The 19,055-nt window shown below is 63.8% G+C and carries 18 protein-coding genes; 7 read left to right on the plus strand and 11 right to left on the minus strand.

Translation table 11 applies throughout. From position 1 onward, the window contains the following. Positions 1-54: 54 nt before the first annotated feature. From FFS68_RS02295 to FFS68_RS02330, 8 genes are all read right to left on the minus strand, one after another. Positions 55-906: a CoA ester lyase gene (locus tag FFS68_RS02295; RefSeq protein ID WP_137751680.1), complete on the minus strand. Its 852-nt coding sequence runs from the start codon at positions 904-906 to the stop codon at positions 55-57. Between the two features lie 87 nt (positions 907-993). Beyond that, on the minus strand, positions 994-1,446 hold the full coding sequence (locus FFS68_RS02300) for a MaoC family dehydratase (protein ID WP_137751681.1): 453 nt from the start codon (positions 1,444-1,446) through the stop codon (positions 994-996). Between the two features lie 169 nt (positions 1,447-1,615). Then, positions 1,616-3,457, minus strand: coding sequence for an acetyl/propionyl/methylcrotonyl-CoA carboxylase subunit alpha (locus FFS68_RS02305; protein WP_137751682.1), 1,842 nt, complete (start codon positions 3,455-3,457; stop codon positions 1,616-1,618). Beyond that, entirely contained in the window at positions 3,454-4,185 is a 732-nt protein-coding gene (locus FFS68_RS02310; RefSeq protein WP_137751683.1) for a GIY-YIG nuclease family protein, read from the minus strand. Before FFS68_RS02310 ends, FFS68_RS02305 begins: the two co-directional genes overlap by 4 nt. After that, complete coding sequence (locus FFS68_RS02315) at positions 4,182-5,780, minus strand: carboxyl transferase domain-containing protein (protein ID WP_137751684.1); 1,599 nt, start codon at positions 5,778-5,780, stop codon at positions 4,182-4,184. The genes FFS68_RS02310 and FFS68_RS02315 overlap by 4 nt, the downstream gene beginning before the upstream one ends. Beyond that, a complete protein-coding gene (locus FFS68_RS02320) occupies positions 5,777-6,070 on the minus strand; it encodes a hypothetical protein (RefSeq protein WP_137751685.1) in 294 nt (97 codons plus the stop codon). Before FFS68_RS02320 ends, FFS68_RS02315 begins: the two co-directional genes overlap by 4 nt. Further along, positions 6,067-6,417, minus strand: coding sequence for a hypothetical protein (locus FFS68_RS02325; RefSeq protein WP_137751686.1), 351 nt, complete (start codon positions 6,415-6,417; stop codon positions 6,067-6,069). The genes FFS68_RS02320 and FFS68_RS02325 overlap by 4 nt, the downstream gene beginning before the upstream one ends. Next, entirely contained in the window at positions 6,414-7,583 is a 1,170-nt protein-coding gene (locus FFS68_RS02330; RefSeq protein WP_137751687.1) for an isovaleryl-CoA dehydrogenase, read from the minus strand. The genes FFS68_RS02325 and FFS68_RS02330 overlap by 4 nt, the downstream gene beginning before the upstream one ends. Before the next feature lie 100 nt (positions 7,584-7,683). On the opposite strand from FFS68_RS02330, the gene FFS68_RS02335 reads away from it, so the two are divergent. From FFS68_RS02335 to FFS68_RS02365, 7 genes are all read left to right on the plus strand, one after another. After that, entirely contained in the window at positions 7,684-8,586 is a 903-nt protein-coding gene (locus FFS68_RS02335) for a LysR family transcriptional regulator (protein WP_137751688.1), read from the plus strand. Between the two features lie 152 nt (positions 8,587-8,738). Further along, positions 8,739-9,683 (plus strand): sulfate adenylyltransferase subunit CysD, encoded by a 945-nt coding sequence (gene cysD / locus FFS68_RS02340; RefSeq protein WP_137751689.1) that lies wholly within the window; start codon positions 8,739-8,741, stop codon positions 9,681-9,683. After that, positions 9,683-11,599 carry a sulfate adenylyltransferase subunit CysN gene (gene cysN / locus FFS68_RS02345; protein WP_137751690.1) on the plus strand — a complete coding sequence of 639 codons (1,917 nt, stop codon included), beginning with the start codon at positions 9,683-9,685 and terminating at the stop codon, positions 11,597-11,599. Before cysD ends, cysN begins: the two co-directional genes overlap by 1 nt. A 1-nt stretch (position 11,600) precedes the next feature. Further along, on the plus strand, positions 11,601-12,344 hold the full coding sequence (locus FFS68_RS02350) for a 3'(2'),5'-bisphosphate nucleotidase CysQ (protein ID WP_137751770.1): 744 nt from the start codon (positions 11,601-11,603) through the stop codon (positions 12,342-12,344). Between the two features lie 158 nt (positions 12,345-12,502). Beyond that, positions 12,503-13,633 (plus strand): zinc-binding dehydrogenase, encoded by a 1,131-nt coding sequence (locus tag FFS68_RS02355; RefSeq protein WP_137751691.1) that lies wholly within the window; start codon positions 12,503-12,505, stop codon positions 13,631-13,633. A 21-nt stretch (positions 13,634-13,654) separates the two neighbouring features. Then, positions 13,655-14,692 (plus strand): AraC family transcriptional regulator, encoded by a 1,038-nt coding sequence (locus FFS68_RS02360; protein ID WP_137751692.1) that lies wholly within the window; start codon positions 13,655-13,657, stop codon positions 14,690-14,692. A gap of 153 nt (positions 14,693-14,845) precedes the next feature. Then, positions 14,846-15,625 carry a DUF2306 domain-containing protein gene (locus FFS68_RS02365; protein WP_137751693.1) on the plus strand — a complete coding sequence of 260 codons (780 nt, stop codon included), beginning with the start codon at positions 14,846-14,848 and terminating at the stop codon, positions 15,623-15,625. Positions 15,626-15,635: 10 nt separating this feature from the next. On the opposite strand, the gene FFS68_RS02370 is transcribed toward FFS68_RS02365, so the two are convergent. Genes FFS68_RS02370 through FFS68_RS02380 form a run of 3 tightly spaced genes read right to left on the minus strand, consistent with a single transcriptional unit; the run spans position 15,636 to position 19,030 of the window. After that, positions 15,636-16,790: a cell wall hydrolase gene (locus FFS68_RS02370; protein WP_137751694.1), complete on the minus strand. Its 1,155-nt coding sequence runs from the start codon at positions 16,788-16,790 to the stop codon at positions 15,636-15,638. A 9-nt stretch (positions 16,791-16,799) separates the two neighbouring features. After that, the gene (gene cysK, locus FFS68_RS02375) at positions 16,800-17,720 is read right to left on the minus strand and encodes a cysteine synthase A (RefSeq protein ID WP_137751695.1); all 921 of its coding nucleotides are present in this window, start codon (positions 17,718-17,720) and stop codon (positions 16,800-16,802) included. Further along, a complete protein-coding gene (locus tag FFS68_RS02380; RefSeq protein WP_137751696.1) occupies positions 17,717-19,030 on the minus strand; it encodes an MFS transporter in 1,314 nt (437 codons plus the stop codon). The genes cysK and FFS68_RS02380 overlap by 4 nt, the downstream gene beginning before the upstream one ends. Positions 19,031-19,055: the final 25 nt, after the last annotated feature.

Genomic DNA, 19,055 nt, shown 5'->3' on the forward strand with positions numbered 1-19,055 from the left:
GTTGTCTCGATGGGTGTCTCGACTTCGATCGACACGAACGGGGTAAGTTTAGCGTCAGTCCGCCAAGGACAAAATATGCTTCGCTTGTTTGAGGTGCGGGGCGTCGATCATCTTGCCATCGACCTGCAGCACCCCGACCCCGGGATTGGCGGCAAAGGCATCGACGATCGCCTGCGCGCGCGACACCTCGTCGGCGCTGGGGGTGAAGGCCGCATTGATTGGCGCGACCTGCGACGGATGGATCGCCATCATCCCGGTAAAGCCGTCGCGCCGCGCGCGCGCGGCGTAAGCAGCAAGGCCCGCTTGGTCCTTGATCGCCGGGAACACCGTGTCGATCGCCGCGACGCCCGCGGCGTGCGCGGCGAACAGCGTCAGCGCGCGAGCGACGTTATAGGGCGCGGTGTAGCTGCCGTCGGCTTCACGGCTCGTCGTCGCGCCGATGGCGGCGGGCAGGTCTTCGGCGCCCCAGGTCAGCCCGAGCAGACGGTCCTTCGCCTCGCGGTAGCTGCCGAGGGAAAAAATTGCCGCGGCGGTTTCGGTGGCGATCGGCAGGACCGGGGGCAGTGAGGCATCGGCCGCGGATTCGCTGCGGATAATCGTGTCGAGCTGCGCGATGCTCGGCGCGCCTTCGGCCTTGGGCAGCATGATCGCATCGGGTCGCGCGGCGATGATCGCGGCGATGTCGGCGGCGGTCAGATGGCCGTCGAGCGGATTGACGCGCACCAGCGTGACGACCTCGCGCGCGCCGACCAGATAATCGGCGATCGCGTGCCGCGCGGCGTCCTTGTTCGCGAGCGACACCGAATCTTCCAGATCGAGGATGATCGCATCGGCGCCGGACGCCGCCGCCTTGGCAAAACGCTCGGGCCGGTCGCCGGGGACAAAGAGGAGGGAACGAAGTCGCATGGGGTTTGTCCGTAGTCCTGAGCTTGTCGAAGGACGCTTATCAACCGTGAGCCGCCCTTCGACAAGCTCAGGGCTTCGGTGATGATGTCAGGCGCCGCTTCTCTTCACCAGCGTAGAACGCTCGCACTGGCACACAAGTTCATCGCGCTGGTTGATGCAGCGGTGGAGGAAGGTCACGATCCCGGCATTGGGCCGCGATTTCGATTCTTTCAGTCCGATGACTTCGCTCTCTGCGCGCAGGGTGTCGCCGATGAACACCGGCTTGGGCATCACCAGCTTGTCATAGCCGAGGTTTGCGACGAGCGTCCCCAGCGTCGTGTCGCCGACCGACAGCCCGACCATCAGGCTGAAGGTAAAAGTGCCGTTGACGAGGATCTGGCCGAATTCCGACGCCTTCGCGGCCTCGACGTCGAGATGCAGCGGCTGCGGATTGTGCGTCATCACCGTGAACAACAGATTGTCGGTCTCGGTCACCGTGCGGCGAATGTCGTGGGTCAGCGTGTCGCCGATGGTCCATTCGTCGAAATATTTGCCGGCCATATATTTACCTCTCCCATGGGGAGAGGGATGCGAAGACTTGCCGGCTTGCCGGCTAGTCGCAGCTGGGTGAGGGGCTGTGCCCTCCCGATAGCTCGCAACCCCTCATCCAACTCCGCCTAATCGCTGCGCGATAAGGCTCCATATCCTTCTCCCGCCGGGAGAAGGATGTTCATTCCGCCGCCGCTTCGATCCGCACCAGCAACGCCTCAACCTGCACCTGCGCGCCCGGTTTTGCATTGAGCTCGGCCACCATGCCGTCGAACGGCGCGGTCAGGCTATGCTCCATCTTCATCGCTTCGAGGGTGAGCAGTTTCTGGCCTTTGATCACTGTGTCGCCCGCAGCGACTTCGACCGCAATGATTTTGCCGGGCATGGGAGAAAGGATGGCGCCGTCGCCAGCTGCTCCGCCTGCGCCGCCCGCGGCGCGCCACGGGGTGAGTTGCCACACGGAACCGCCCTCGGCGACCAGCATCGCAGGTGCTGGCTCGTCGGTGCCGGGGCCGTGTAGGTCGACCTCGACACGCTTTCCATCAAGCAGAAAGGCCGCCGAGCGCACGTCGGGTGCGTTGAGACGGAAACCCGCCTGCAGCGAGCGCGGGACGATCGCCATCGCGGCGTTGGTCAGGGCTTCGATCGTGGGAGTGGGCTCTTCGGTCATCGCGTCGCCATCGCGGCCGATGAGTCCGGTATCGACGGTGCCTGCGACGAAATCGGGATGAGCGAGCGCGTTGATCAGAAAGGCCGAATTGGTCTTCACCGGCCAGATCGCGCTGTCCTCCAGCATCTCGGACAGCAGCTCGCGCGCTTCCTCGCGATCGTCGCCATAAGCGATGACCTTGGCGATCATCGGGTCATAGAAGGGTGAGACTTCGGCGCCTTCATAGACGCCGGTATCGACGCGGCCGAGGTGCTCGGGAAGCTGGAACAGTTCGAGCGTGCCGATCGAGGGTAGGAAGCCCTTCGCGGGATCTTCCGCATAAAGCCGCGCTTCCATCGCCCAGCCGTTGATCGACAAATCCTCCTGTCGCAGCGGCAACGGCTCACCGCTCGCGACCCGCAACTGCCATTCGACCAGATCGACCCCGGTGATCTCCTCGGTCACCGGATGCTCGACCTGCAATCGCGTGTTCATTTCCATGAACCAGATGCGGTCGGCGCGGAGACCTTCGCTGGCATCGGCGATGAATTCGATCGTTCCGGCGCCGACATAGTCGACCGCCTGCGCGGCGCGCACCGCGTCGGCGCACAGTGCCTCGCGGGTGACCTCGTCCATGCCGGGGGCTGGGGCTTCCTCGATCACCTTCTGGTGGCGGCGTTGCAGCGAGCAGTCGCGTTCGAACAGGTGGACGACATTGCCGTGGGTATCGCCGAACACCTGCACCTCGATATGGCGCGGGGTCAGGATATATTTCTCGATCAGCACATGGTCGTTGCCGAACGAGGCCGCGGCCTCGCGCTGGCACGAGGCGAGTGCGTCGATGAAGTCGGCCGCCGCATCGACCTTGCGCATCCCCTTGCCGCCGCCGCCCGCGACCGCCTTGATCAGTACGGGATAGCCGATTTCGACAGCGCGCTCGGCGAGGAAGGCAGGCTCCTGATTTTCGCCCATATAGCCGGGGGTGACCGGCACTCCGGCTTCGGCCATCAGCTTCTTGGCGGCATCCTTCAGCCCCATCGCGGTGATCGACGAGGGGTTGGGGCCGACCCATATCAGCCCGGCGTCCACGACGGCCTGTGCGAACGCGGCGTTCTCCGACAGGAAGCCATAACCCGGATGGATCGCCTCGGCGCCGGTGGCCTTAGCGGCGGCGATGATCTTTTCGCCGACCAGATAGGATTCGCGCGCGGGTGACGGCCCGATATGCACCGCCTCGTCGGCCTGCCGCACATGCAGCGCCTTCGCATCGGCGTCCGAATAGACCGCCACGGTCCGAATGCCCGTCTCGCGCGCAGTGCGGATGATGCGACAGGCGATCTCGCCGCGATTGGCGATGAGGAGGGATCGGATCATTTTGTGACTTCCGCTGCATTGAGAGGCTGGATTATTTGCAGCTTCGTATGAAAGCAGCACCCATGAACCCAGTCAGCCGCCCAGACGGCGCAAATGCTGCCGCTTTGGGTGTAGGCTGATTTAGTCTTTGTCCAATTCATTTCCATCATACGTTCGACCACCTCGCGTCCTGTAATTCCCGGCTCATTTTCCACTAACGAATAGATCACACCAGCCACGCTGGTCCGGCTCTGTTGCGTATTCGGGCCGGGAACCAAGGCCGTGTTAGCCAATCGAAAATCAGACGGAATGCACCGTGGACCACCGGCTGCCGATTGCCGATGCGAATATTTCCGAACTTCTATTCCATCGATCGTAAAGGACATTGGCGGTCGCTGCTCGTTCGTGAGGGTACCCGTTCCGTCCTTCAACAACCCAATTGCATTCACAAGTTCGGCCTCGCGATGCCAAAGGTCCGTCTGGTCAAAAGAGTCTATCGTCCGAGCGACTTCGCCACCCGCAGCCCAAATAGCTCGAATTGCTGTGACTTTTCTTCCCGTTGTCGACGCGATGCTGGCCGCTTTCTCATGCTCAAAAATGCGATGTCCAATTCCGATGCCGACATAGAATGGTGTCCCTACACCCCCAAATTTCTCAACTTCGTCGGGATGTCGAAGGATATAGACGTAATTAGGACCTAACCCCTTAGCCAAGGCTTGGTCCAACTCCGAAGGATTGCCAATAATCACATCCTGAACACCCCAAAGCCGCGGTTTTCGACCGGGGCATTCAGCGTTGCAGCGAAGGCCAATCCCAGCACGTCGCGCGTCTGGGCCGGGTCGATGATGCCATCGTCCCACAGGCGCGCGGTCGCGTGGTAGGGGTTGCCCTCGTCCTCATATTTCTGGCGGATCGGCGCCTTGAACGCTTCCGCTTCCTCGGGCGTCCATTTGTCGGCGTCGCGGTGGACGGTCGCCAGCACCGATGCTGCCTGTTCGCCGCCCATCACGCTGATCCGCGCATTGGGCCAGGTGAACAGGAAACGTGGGCTATAGGCGCGCCCGCACATGCCGTAGTTGCCCGCACCGAAACTCCCGCCGATCAGCACCGTGACCTTGGGCACCGTCGCGGTGGCAACCGCGGTCACCAGCTTCGCGCCATGTTTGGCGATGCCCTCGGCCTCATATTTGCCGCCGACCATGAAGCCGCTGATGTTCTGCAAGAAGAGCAGGGGGATGCGGCGTTGTTGCGCCAGTTCGATGAAATGCGCGCCCTTGACCGCGCTTTCGCTGAACAGCACGCCATTGTTGGCGAGGATCGCGACGGGGATGCCCCAGATGTGCGCGAAACCGCACACCAAAGTGCTGCCGTAATTGGCTTTGAATTCGTGAAACTCGCTGGCGTCGACGATGCGCGCGATGGCTTCGTGGACGTCATAGGGCGCGCGGACGTCGTCGGGGACGACGCCATAGAGCTGCTCGGGATCATATTTGGGCGGACGTGGGTCTTTCAGCGCGACCTCAAACCCGGTGTCGGCGCCCAGATGGCTGACGATATCGCGGACGATGGTCAGCGCATGTTCGTCATTCTCGGCCAGATGATCGACGACGCCGGACTTTCGCGCATGCAGGTCGCCGCCGCCCAGATCCTCGGCGCTGATTTCTTCGCCCGTCGCCGCCTTCACCAGCGGCGGGCCAGCGAGGAAGATCGTGCCTTGGTTGCGGACGATGACGGTTTCATCGCTCATCGCGGGGACATAGGCGCCGCCCGCGGTGCAACTGCCCATCACGCAGGCGATCTGCGGGATACGGCGCGCCGACATATTGGCCTGGTTGAAAAAGATGCGCCCGAAATGGTCGCGGTCGGGAAACACCTGATCCTGATGCGGCAGGTTCGCGCCGCCGCTATCGACCAGATAGATGCACGGCAGGCGGTTTTCGAGCGCGATCTCCTGCGCGCGCAGATGCTTTTTCACGGTCAGCGGATAGTAAGTGCCGCCCTTCACCGTCGCGTCGTTGCACACGATCATGCACTGGCGTCCCGACACGCGGCCGATGCCGCAAATCAGGCCTGCGCCCGGAACTTCGCCTTCGTAGAGGTCGTTCGCCGCGAGCTGGCCGATTTCCAGGAAAGGCGAGCCCGGATCCAGCAGCCGCTCGACGCGCTCGCGCGGCAGCAATTTGCCGCGGCTCGTGTGGCGCTCGCGTGATTTCTCGTTGCCGCCGAGCGCCGCCTCGGCGACGCGCGCCCACAGTTCGTCCTTCAGCGCGCGATTGTGCGCGGCGCGGGTGCGAAACTCGTCGCTGTCAGGATCGATATTGGTGCCAAGGACCGGTGCGCTCACTGTAAAGTCTCTCCCCGCTTTTCGTCCGGATGATCCGGTTTATCTTTCAGGATCAGGTAACGATAGACGCCGATCGCGTTGATGATCAGCAGCGCGATATTCTGCCAACCGATGCCCTCGCTGTCGGGTTGCAGAAAGCCCCATGCGATCAGTGCGATGCTGCTGGTGACGAAGATGACAAAGGCCCAGCCCGTGCGGCGGCGGCCGAGGTTGAGCGACACGATCAACGCCGCCAGCGTCGCGGCGCCAGCGCCATAATATTGCAGGGTGGTGAGCAGCGTGTCGTTCACGCCGTCGCGCCCAAGATTGCGAAGACGCCCGACGCGGTCAGGATCGGCCAGCCGATGTGCTTCCCGCGCGTATAAACGGCGTCGAACAATCCCACTGCAGTCCATACCCCGCCAACCAGTAGGATCAGGTTGCGCGGCGTGCCGGGCCAGATAACGGTAGCGGCCGACACCAGCATCAACAGCGACATCGCGTGCCAGGCAAAGCGAAACACCTTGCGCGCCAGATCGACCGCCATGATCCCCTGATCGAGTGTGAGCAGCGGCTGGATCAGTCGCTTTTCACCCAAGGCGCCATGCACCAAGGCCGTCGTCGCCATGAAGGCCGCCGACAGCCAGAGCCAGATCACGCGCCGGCACCGATCAGTTCGCGGCCGATCAGCATCCGGCGGATCTCGTTCGTCCCTGCGCCGATGTCGAGCAGCTTGGCATCGCGCCAGTAACGCTCGACCGGCCAGTCCTTGGTATAGCCCGCGCCGCCGAGCGCCTGGATCGCTTCGCCCGCGACCTTCACCGCATTCTCGCTCGCCAGCAAAATGCAGCCCGCGGCATCGAAGCGTGTCGTTTGTCCCGCGTCGCACGCTTTGGCGACGTTATAGACGTAGGAGCGCGCCGACTGGAGCGCGACATACATGTCGGCGACCTTCGCCTGCATCAGCTGGAACGACCCGATCGGCTTGCCGAACTGCTTGCGGTCGCGGACATAGGGAATGACCGTGTCGAGGCACGCCTGCATGATGCCGAGCTGGAGCCCGGCGAGCACGACGCGTTCATAGTCGAGCCCCGACATCAGCACGCCGACGCCGCCATTCTCCGGCCCCATGACCTGCTCTTCCGAAACCTCGCAATCGGTGAAGACGAGCTCGGCGGTCGGCGAGCCGCGCATGCCGACCTTGTCGATCTTTTGGCCGATGCTGAACCCCGGCATGTCTTTCTCGATCAAGAACGCGGTGATGCCGCGCGACCCCGCCTCGGGACTGGTTTTGGCATAGACGACCAGCGTGTCGGCATGCGTCGCATTGGTGATCCAGAATTTGGTGCCATTGAGGACATAACCGCTGCCTTTGCGCTCGGCCTTCAGCTTCATCGACACGACATCGCTGCCCGCGCCCGCTTCCGACATCGCAAGGCTGCCGACATGTTCGCCGCTGATCAGCTTGGGCAGATATTTTGATTTCTGGTCGGCATTGCCCCAGCGGCGGATCTGGTTGACGCAGAGGTTCGAATGCGCGCCATAGGACAGGCCGATCGCGCCCGAAGCGCGCGACACTTCTTCGACCGCAATCACATGTTCGAGATAGCCGAGGCCGAGCCCGCCAAACTCCTCTTCAACGGTGATGCCGTGGAGGCCCAGATCGCCCATTTGCGTCCATAGTTCGTCGCGCGGGAACCAGTCTTCGGCGTCGGCCCTGGCGGCGAGCGGCGCGATCCGTTCGTCAGCGAAGCGGGCGGTGGTGTCGCGGATCATGTCGGCGGTTTCGCCGAGCGCGAAATCGAAGTCGGGGGTGGCGCGCATGGGGAACCTATCGATCGAGGGCAGGACAGGGCGCGATACTGCCTCAAAATTCCAGCATATGGAAATTGAAACGATAGGCGATTTGGCATAAGTAAAATCTATGATTAAGCGCGCCCATATCCGCCAGTTTCTCGCCGTCGTCGACGCCGGCAGTTTTACGCAAGCGGCGGCGCGGATTCGAGTGACGCAGCCGGCGTTGTCGAGCGGGATCGCCGAACTGGAAAAACTGGTCGGCACGCCGCTGTTCATCCGCAACCGCCGGCAGGTCCGCCTGACCGAAGCGGGCGGGCGCTTCTTGCCGATCGCGCGCGACCTGGAGCGCGGGTTCCGCGTCGCCGACGATTTCGGCCGCGACAGCGACCGGCAAGAGGCCGAGCTCAAGCTCGGGGTGATCCGATCGACGCCGGGGGAGTTTTTGCAGGCGGTCGTCACGGCGCTGCGGCCCGGCTTCGCCATCGAACTCATTGAAAACAGCGATTCCGAATTGCGCGCGGCGCTGGGCAACGGGCGCATCAACATGGCCCTTGTTCCGTTGCGGTCGGGAGAGCGCGGCGATCACGTCATGCCGCTCTATGCAGAGCCGCTGGCGATGTTCATTGCGGCCGATCATCCGCTCGCCGGGCGGATCGAGGTCGGTCCCGAGGAACTCGCCGCCGAAACGATGATCGCGCGCCGCTCTTGCGAATTTCTTGACGGAACCAGCCGCTTCTTCACCCGCCACGGTGTTCGGCCGCGCTTTGCCTTGCGCAGCGAGAGCGACGAGCGCTGCCTGCGCATGGTCGCCGCCGGGATCGGCATCACCACCGCGCCGGTATCGCTCGCGATCGAGGGCATCGTCCCGCTCAAGGTCGCCGGCTATGATTTCCGGCGCGAGCTGGGGCTGATCCTCGATCCGGCGTGGCGGGTGTTGCCCGAAGTCGCGCTGCGCCTGACCCACGCGCTCGAAACGATCGTTGCGATCGCTGCCGAATGGAGACGGGCGAAGGTCGATACCGTCGCGTGACTCTACCGCTCCACAAGTCTGGCTTGCAGCGTCGAAAGGCCATAACGTTTGCCGGCTTGCGTGAGGCAAAGCTACGGCGACGTCCGGTTCCCGTCCATTTGGACGTATGACGGGATGTTGAATGTCCTATTCCGCTGCACAGCGGCGGGAGTATGAGGAGGCAGAGTTTGTTGTCGTCTGATTTGCAGACAAGGTCGTCGGAGTTGACGCACCTCGACCGGCTCGAGGCCGAGAGCATCCATATCATGCGCGAAGTGATGGCCGACGCGGTCAAGCCGGTGATGCTGTACAGCGTCGGCAAGGACAGCGCGGTGATGCTCCATCTGGCGCGCAAGGCCTTTTACCCCTCGCCGCCGCCGTTCCCGCTGCTCCACGTCGACACGACGTGGAAGTTTCAGGCGATGTACGAACTGCGCGACCGCATGGCGCGCGAGAGCGGCATGGAATTGCTCGTCTATCAGAACCCCGAAGCCAAGGAGCGCGGGATTAACCCGTTCGACCACGGCCCGCTCCACACCGACATGTGGAAGACCGAGGGGCTCAAACAGGCGCTCGACCTCCACGGTTTTGACGTCGCCTTTGGCGGCGCGCGCCGCGACGAGGAAAAGAGCCGCGCCAAGGAACGCATCTTCTCCTTTCGCACCGCGACCCACGGCTGGGATCCGAAGAAACAGCGCCCCGAGCTCTGGAACCTCTACAATGCCCGTAAAGCCAAAGGCGAAAGCATCCGCGTCTTCCCGATCTCGAACTGGACCGAGCTCGACATCTGGCAGTACATCGCGCGCGAAAATATCCCGATCGTCCCGCTCTATTTCGCCGCGCCGCGGCCGACTGTGGAGCGCGACGGGCTGCTGCTGATGGTCGATGACGACCGCTTTCCGCTGCTTCCCGGCGAGACGCCGGTCGAGCGTTCGGTGCGCTTCCGCACCCTCGGCTGCTATCCGCTCACCGGCGCGGTCGAGAGCGAGGCCAAGACATTGTCCGAAGTGATCCAGGAAATGCTGCTGACGACGACCAGCGAACGGCAGGGCCGCATCATCGACAAGGATGGCGGCGACGCGAGCATGGAGAAGAAGAAGCAGGAGGGGTACTTCTGATGACCGACCCCATCTACGTCACCGACGCTCTCATCGCCGAGGACATTGACGCCTATCTTGCGCAGCATCAACAGAAGTCGCTGCTGCGCTTCATCACTTGCGGTTCGGTCGACGACGGCAAGTCGACGCTGATCGGGCGCTTGCTCTACGACAGCAAGATGATCTTTGAGGACCAGCTTGCCGCGCTTGAAGCCGACAGCAAGCGCGTCGGCACGCAGGGGCAGGAGATCGATTTCGCCCTGCTCGTTGACGGGCTCGCCGCGGAGCGCGAGCAGGGGATCACGATCGACGTCGCCTACCGCTTCTTCACCACCGAAAAGCGCAAGTTCATCGTCGCCGACACGCCGGGGCACGAACAATATACGCGCAACATGGTCACCGGCGCCTCGACCGCCGACCTCGCCGTGATCCTGATCGACGCGCGTAAGGGCGTGTTGACCCAGACGCGGCGGCACAGCTTCCTCGCGCACCTGATCGGCATCAAGCATATCGTGCTGGCGGTGAACAAGATGGACCTCGTCGGCTACGACAAGACCGTGTTCGAGCGGATTTTGCTGAGCTACCGAGCATTCGCCAGCGAGATCGGCATCACCCATTTCACCGCGATCCCGATCTCGGGGTTCAAGGGCGATAATATCACCGCGCTGTCGGACAACACGCCTTGGTTCAAGGGTCCGGCGCTGATCGAGCATCTGGAAAATGTCGAGATCGGCAGCACCGCCGATGAGGCGAAGCCGTTCCGGCTGCCAGTGCAATGGGTCAACCGCCCGAACCTCGACTTTCGCGGCTTTTCGGGCCAGATCGCGAGCGGCACCGTCAAGCCGGGAGACGCGGTGCGCATCCTGCCCAGCGGCAAGACGACCACGGTCGACCGCATCGTCACGCTGGACGGCGACCTGGGCGAAGCCGTTGCGGGCCAGTCGGTGACGCTCACCCTTTCCGACGAGGTTGATTGCTCGCGCGGCGACGTGATCGCCGCCGCCGACGCCCCCCCCGAAGCCGCCGACCAGTTCGAGGCGACGCTGGTTTGGATGGCCGACGAGGCGATGATCGCGGGGCGCGCCTATTGGCTGAAGCTCGCGACGCAGACGGTGTCGGCGACGGTGCAGGCGCCGAAATATGAGATCAACGTCAACACGCTCGACCATCTGGCGGCGAAGACGCTGGAACTGAACGGCATCGGCGTCGTCGAAATTTCGACCGACAAGCCGATTGTGTTCGAGGCCTATTCGGACAACCGGACAAGCCCAAATAAGGTGATGGGCGGTTTCATCCTGATCGACAAGCTGACCAACGCGACGGTCGCGGCGGGGATGCTGCATTTCAGCCTGCGCCGCGCGCAGAATGTCCATTGGCAGGCGACCGACGTCGACCGCGACATGCGCGCGAACCTGAAGAACCAGCGCCCTGCTTTGCTGTGGTTTACCGGCCTGTCGGGGTCGGGCAAATCGACGATCGCCAATCTGGTCGAAAAGAAGCTGCACCGAATGAACCGGCACAGCTTCCTGCTCGACGGCGACAATGTCCGCCACGGGCTGAACCGCGATCTGGGCTTTACCGAGGCCGACCGGATCGAGAATATCCGCCGCGTCGGCGAGGTGGCGAAGCTGATGACCGACGCCGGGTTGATCGTCATCACGGCGTTCATCTCACCGTTCCGCGTCGAACGTGACATGGTGCGGTCGATGTTGCCCGAAGGCGAGTTTATCGAGGTATTTATCGATACGCCGCTGGCCGAAGCCGAGCGCCGCGATGTGAAAGGCCTGTATAAAAAGGCCCGCGCCGGGCAGCTCAAGAATTTCACCGGCATCGACAGCCCGTATGAGGCGCCCGAGGCTCCCGAGATTCGCATCGACACCACCGCGATGTCGCCCGAAGAAGCGGCTGACCTGATCATCGACCGGCTGCTTGGCTGACATGGTGGAAACCGACGAGCAACTGGCCGAACGGCTCGCCACGGCGGCGGGCGTGATCCTGCTGGCGCTGCGGGCCGAGGGGCTCGAGGGCAAGGCGCTGGGGCAGGCGGGCGACGAAGCCGCCAACACGATGCTGTGCCGCGAATTGCGCGCCGCGCGCCCCGACGATGCGATCCTGTCCGAAGAGGAAAAGGACAGCGCCGCGCGGCTGGCGTACAACCGGGTGTGGATCATCGATCCGCTCGACGGCACGCGCGAATATGGCGAGGGGCGCGACGATTGGGCGGTGCATGTCGCGCTTGCGGTCGATGGCGTTGCGACCGTTGGCGCGGTCGCGCTGCCGGGGCTGGGGATCACGCTGACATCGGGTGCGCCGATGCCATTGCAGCCCGCGAACAAGCCCCTGAAAATGCTGGTCAGCCGCACACGCCCCGCGGCCGAGGCCGTTTTTGTGGCCGAACGGATCGGCGCCGAGCTGCTCGCGATGGGATCGGCGGGGGCCAAGGCGATGGCGGTCGTGCGCGGCGAGGCCGACATCTATCTGCACACCGGTGGTCAGTATGAATGGGACAATTGCGCGCCGGTGGCGGTGGCGCAGGCCGCGGGGCTGCATGTCAGCCGGGTCGATGGATCGGCGATCCGGTATAATGCGGCGGATACTTATTTGCCCGATTTGCTGATCTGTCGGGCGGAGCTGGCGGGCGAGATTTTGCGGTTGGCGGCGGAATATTCGCCCACCCTTTGATCGTCGTCCCGACGAAGGCCGGGATCTCACCGTCGATTTCGCTCGCAGCGGCGAGATCCCGGCCTTCGCCGGGATGACGGGCACGGAGAGGTTGCCAGCCGCTTCGTCACCCCCTAATCCGTTGCATCGAGAAACCGAAAAGCGACGGGAGACCCGCAATGACCGACCTGCCTGACACCAACCTGACCATGCTGACGCTGGTCAAGCCCGAGGGCGAGCTGGAGGTGTCGCTCGAACGGCGTCCGATGCCGACGCCGAAAGCGCACGAGGTGCTGGTCAAGATCCTCGCCACCCCGATCAATCCGTCGGACCTGGGCCTGCTGTTCGGCGGCGCCGACATGTCGACCGCGCGCGCATCGACCCGCGACGGCTTGCCCGTGATCACCGCCGATATTCCGCCCGCCGGGATGCGCGCGATGGGCGGGCGGATCGGCGAAGCATTGGCGATCGGCAACGAAGGGTGCGGCACGGTGGTCGCAGCGGGCGATTCGCCCGAGGCACAGGCGTTGCTCGGCAAGACCGTCGCGCTGATCGGGGGCGAAATCTATGCCGAATATCGCTGCCTGCCCGCGCAGATGTGCATGGTCTTGCCCGATGGCACCGATCCGAAGGACGGCGCGTCGTGCTTCGTCAATCCGCTGACCAGCCTGGCCTTTACCGAAACCATGAAGGCCGAGGGGCATAGCGCGATCATCCACACCGCCGCGGCATCGAACCTGGGCCAGATGCTGGTCAAGATTTGCGCCAAGGATGGTATTCCGCTGGTCAACATCGTGCGCAGCGAGGCGCAGGTCGAAATCCTGAAAGGCATTGGCGCGGCGCATATCGTCAACAGCAGCGCCGACGATTTCATCGACCAGCTGGTCGCTGCGATCGTCGCCACCGGCGCGACGATCGGCTTCGACGCGATCGGCGGCGGCAAGCTGTCGGGCCAGATCTTGTCGGCGATGGAAGTCGCCGCGGTGAAGCGGATGACGACGTACAGCCGTTATGGTTCGGACACGTTCAAGCAGGTCTATATTTATGGCGCGCTCGACCTGGGGCCGACGGTGCTCAACCGTGCGTTCGGGCTGACCTGGTCCTTGTCGGGCTTCTTGCTGACGCCCTTCCTGCAGAAGGCGGGAATGGAAACCAATCTGCGGCTGCGGAAGCGCGTCGTCGACGAGCTGACGACGACGTTCAAGAGCCACTATAGCCATGAAATCTCGCTCACCGAAGCGCTATCGCTCGACGTCGCCAATGCCTACAACGCCAAGCGGACCGGAGAGAAGTATCTGATCCGACCCTGACGAGCTTTCGGCGAGGCGCATATGGCACGACTGACGGCCGCGGTGGGTGACGCCCGCGGCATGGTGAATTTTGCGGTGCGCAAAGGTGTCGATCGCGAGCAGTTACTGGCGGTTGCAGGCCTTACCGAGGGCATGCTGGGCAATTTCGACGCGCGCCTGTCGCTGCCGGCGTATCGGCGCCTGATCGAGGCGGGCGCGGTGCTCACCAACGATCCCGCGTTTGCGCTGCATTATGCCGAGGCGATCGACGTATCGGAAATTTCGGTGCTGGGGCTGATCACCCACGCATCGGAAACGATGATCGACGCCTTTGCCCAGATCAATCGCTATACGCGGCTGATCACCGACGTCGCGTCAAACGGTCCGAACCGGTTCACGCTGGAGCGCGACCGGGAAGGGCTTTGGCTGACCGACCATCGCGCCGACCCCAATGACTTTATCGAACTCACCGAAATGTCTTTCGCGCGCATGGTGTGCGGAACTCGGGTTTTCGGCGATACGCCTTTTGTGCTGGAGGTTCATGTCAGCCATCCGGCACCGTCCTATGCCCGCGAGTATGAAGCGGTCTTTCAGGCGCCGGTCAAATTTGCGGCGGGCCGCAATGCGATGCGCGTTGACGAACGCTGGCTGACCTATCGGGTCGCAAAACAGCCGCGTTTCACCTTCGGCATCCTGAGCGCGCATGCCGACCGGTTGCTGAAGGATTTGCAGAGCAGCGACGATTTCGCGCACCGGATCGAGGCGGTGATCATGCCGCGCCTGCACACCGGCGCGATTGATCTGGCAACGGTCGCAAATGAACTGGGCGTCAGCCGTCAGACGATTTTCCGGCGGTTGAAGGCCGAAAATACCAGTTATGAAAAGCTGCTCGACAATCTGCGCCACCGGTTGGCGCTGAGCTATTTTCAGGAGCGGAGGGTGTCGATCAACGAAGTCGCCTATCTGCTCGGCTATTCGGCCCCGAGCGCGTTCACGCGCGCGTTCAAGCGGTGGACCGGCACGTCGCCGCGCGCGACGTTGAAGGGCGTAACGACGCACGACGGCAGTACCGACGGCTGAAACCGTCCTTCCATGCAACCTGAAGTCAATATTTTGGGATGCGCGGTCATGGCGCACGGTGTGTTGCTCATATAGCACAGCTGCCTGCGGGTCGGCCGATCATTCACTTCACTGGCGGCCCCGCCTGGAAAAACAGCGGGACATCACGCCATCATGCTTCAGACAATTCGACAGCGACCACTTGTCGCGGCGGCAATCTATTGGTTCGCCCTGACCTTTATCGGGCAAAGCCTGTTCACGCTCTACATTCTGATCTTTTACGGCCGCGCCAGCGTGACCGGTGATTGGCGGGCGGCCAATGATATCCTGCCCGATGGCATGATCCCGGGCGACGGGCCGGGCAATGTGGCGATCTTTGTCCATTTGCTGTTCGGGGCGCTGATCACCTTTGGCGGGCTGGTGCAGCTCATCCCCAGAGTGCGCGCAAAATACCCTCGGTTCCATCGCTGGAACGGACGGCTGTACATGCTGTCGGCGGTCGTGATGAGCGTGGGCGGGCTGTATATTGCCTGGGGCAGGGGCGAGACCGGGTCGGGCTATGCGACGTCGATCAACGGCATCATTATTCTGGTCTGCGTCTATTTTGCGACCCGCTTTGCCATGGCGCGCGATTTCATGCGGCACCAGCCGTGGGCGATCCGGCTGTTCCTGGCGGTGAGCGGGGTGTGGTTCTTGCGCGTCTTCATCATGCTGTGGGTGCTGTTGTTCGGTCCCGATGGGCTGGGCGAGGATCTGGGCGGGCCTGCCGGCGTCGGGCTCAACTATGCGCAGTTCATCGTCCCGATTATGCTGTTCGAGCTGTATCGCTGGGCGCAGCGCAGCAAGACCCCGGCGGTTCGCTGGTCGGTCGCCGCGACGCTGTTCCTCTGCTCGACGCTGATGGGCGCAGGGATCGGGATGGCCTGGCTATTCCTGTGGCTGCCCAATTTGTAAGGCATTCAGCCTAGCGCTTCATGCACTGGCGCACATCGTCGCGCTTGTACTCGCTGCAATTCCACAGCGCCTTTTCAAACCCTGCCTTGTCATCGCGGAGGTAGGAAAAGGTCATCGCGGCGCGCTGGGTATCGCTCATCGCGTCGCTGTCGGGTTTCAGCACCGGGTTGGTCCAGCCCATGAACTTGCAATAGGGTTTGTCGCCGCACAGCCGCAGTGCCGTGGTGACGAAACTCTCGGGCGCGGGGCGGCGGTCGAGCTGGGTGTAGATGGTGTCACGGCCTGTCGCTTCCCCCGCGCCGACGACGACGCGCGCTTCGCCGACCGCGGCATTGGCATCGACACCGGTTGCCAGATCGGTCGGCAAGCCTAGCGCCATGGCGTGGAGCGGCGATATCGCAGCGAGTTTTGCGATCGGGCCGTCGCCGCCCGACACCGCCCCGCGGAACGCGCCCGGCGTGCCCCAATAGCCGGGCCAGCGGAAGAAAAGATGGGTGTCGACAATCGCGATCTTTTCGAGGCTGTCGCTCCAATAGGGGCGGACCCAGTCGGTGTGGTAGTGGGTTGCGAGGCCAACGGGCGGGTAGGTACCGCCCGAGAGCATCAGATCGGCGTTATTGCGCGCGCGCTGCCACGCCGCGTCCGAATAGCGGCGGTTCAAGGCGCCGTCGCAGGTGAAGGTGAACTGGCAGCCGGTGACACGTTCGGAGCCTTGGAATACCACGCCGCAGATCGATTTGGGGAAGGCTGGATGACGGGCGCGGTTGATGATGACCTGTCCGACCGCCTGTTGGCCCTTGGCGTCGTCACCCGCTTCGTAGATCATCGCCGCGGCGAGGCAGTCGCGCGCGCGGGCTTTGGCGTCGCCGCCGCCAGCATAGATGAAGGGGCGCGCGGCGATGAAGCCCTTGGTGATAAGCGCGATCCGCGCATTGGCGGCGCGGGCGTCGTCCTCGGCGACCGGTGCGAATTCCATCGGCAGCACTTCGGGGACGACATCGGCGGGCGGCGCAATCGGGTGTGGGCGCGCGGCCAGCGCGCGATCTGCGCTGCTATCGCTGGCGTAGAGCACGAGTCCTATGGCGGCCGCGGCCAGCAGCACGAACAGCCAACCGGTCCAGTCGCGCCCTTCAGGCAACGCCAATTGATCGCCGTCGGGCCACATGCGCTGGCCTCAGATCTCCGGGAGGAAATCGGGGACCGACAGATAGCGTTCGCCGGTGTCGTAGTTGAAACCGAGCACGCGGCTGCCGGGTGGCAGCTCGGCCAGTTTCTGGGCGATTGCGGCGAGGGTGGCGCCCGACGAGATGCCGACCAGCATGCCTTCCTCGGTCGCGGCGCGGCGCGCGTAAGTCTTCGCATCGGCGGCATCGACCTTGATCACCCCGTCGAGCAGGTCGGTGTGCAGGTTGCGCGGAATGAACCCGGCGCCGATGCCCTGAATCGGGTGCGGCGCGGGCTGGCCGCCCGAGATGACCGGCGAGGCTTCGGGCTCGACCGCGAACACTTTCAGGTTCGGCCAATGTTCTTTCAGGAACTGCGCGGTGCCGGTGATGTGGCCGCCGGTGCCGACCCCGGTGATCAGCGCGTCGATCGGAGTATCCTTGAAATCGGCGAGGATTTCGGGGCCGGTGGTGCGGATATGGACGTCGATATTGGCTTCATTTTCAAACTGCTGCGGCATCCACGCGCCGGGCGTCGTCTCGACCAGCTCGATCGCGCGCTCGATCGCGCCCTTCATGCCCTTTTCGCGCGGGGTCAGGTCAAAGGTGGCGCCATAGGCCAGCATCAACCGGCGGCGCTCGATCGACATGCTTTCGGGCATGACGAGGACGAGCTTATACCCCTTGACCGCGGCGGCCATCGCCAGGCCGATGCCGGTGTTACCCGACGTCGGCTCGACGATGGTGCCGCCAGCTTTCAGGCTGCCGTCGGCTTCGGCCGCCTCGATCATCGCGAGGCCGATGCGATCCTTGATCGATCCGCCGGGATTGCTGCGTTCCGACTTCACCCAGACTTCGGCGTCGGGGAACAGCTTGCCCATGCGGATGTGCGGCGTGTTGCCGATGGTATCGAGGATAGAATTGGCTTTCATGTCGATCCTGCCTTGAATTGCGGTGCAAAGGTGCGCGCGCGGCGCAGTTCGGGGAACAGCCAAGCCCATAGCGCCGTCACAGCGATGGCGCCAGCACCTCCGATGACCACAGCGCCCACCGGCCCCATAAACGCTGCCATCGAACCGGCGCGCATTTCGCCGAGCTCGTTCGACGCCGAAATCGCCAGCCCCGACACCGCGCTGACCCGCCCGCGCATATGGTCGGGGGTGTTGAGCTGGATCAACGTCCCGCGCACAAAGACCGAGAACATGTCCGCCGCGCCCATCAGGACGAGCAGTCCGAGCGAAAGGATAAAGTTGGTCGACAGGCCAAAAGCGACGGTGCCGGCGCCGAACACGGCGACCGCCCACAGCATCTTGACCCCGACATCGCGCTCGATCGGGCGAAAGGCGAGGCCGAGTGCGACGACAGCGGCCCCGACGGCAGGCGCGGCGCGCAGGAACCCCAGCCCTTCGGATCCGGTTTGCAGAATGTCGCGCGCATAGACCGGCAGCATGGCGGTCGCGCCCGACAGGATGACCGCGAACAGGTCGAGCGTAATCGTGCCGAGCAGAAAGCGTTCGCGCCAGGTAAACTGCAGCCCGTCGGCCATTTCGCGCAGCGGATGGCGGCGCACCTCGGTCGGCGGCGGGAGCACCGGGCGCACCCGGCTGATCGTGAAGGCCGAAACCGCGAGCAGGATCGCAGCGAAAACATAAACCGACGCGGGGTGCGCCGCATAGATCAGCCCACCTGCGGCGGGACCGACCACCGACGCCGACTGCCACGCGATGCTGCTCATCGCGATCGCACGTGGCAGTACGGCGGGCGGGACGATATTGGGCGCGATCGCGCTCATCGCGGGGCCGGAAAAGACGCGCGCGACCCCGTGCAGCGCGGCAAGGCCGAACAGCAGCGGCAGGGTCAATGCGTCGGTCCAGGTGAACCAGCCGAGCAGCGCGGCGATGACAAGGTCGATCAGGTTGGAAAAGATCGCCACGCTCCGCCGCTCGAAACGGTCGGCAACCCATCCTGCCACCGGGGTCAGGATCGCCAGCGGGACAAACTGGACCAGGCCGAGCAGGCCGAGCTGAAAGGATGCCTCGCGGATCGACATGCCATAGTCGGTGCGCGCGGTGTCATACAGCTGGTACCCGATGACCACGACCATCGCCATCGTCGCCACCACCGCGGTGAAACGCGCCAGCCAATAATAGCGAAAATCGGGAAAGCTGAGCGGGGAGGGGGCTTTGGGCGTCGCCCCCGGCATCACCGGTTCGTCGCCATCTGCGGGAGGGATCGTCGCCATCACGCTTTGCCCTAAACGGCTTTTT

Source organism: Sphingopyxis sp. L1A2A (assembly GCF_005502465.1).
Lineage (GTDB): Bacteria > Pseudomonadota > Alphaproteobacteria > Sphingomonadales > Sphingomonadaceae > Sphingopyxis.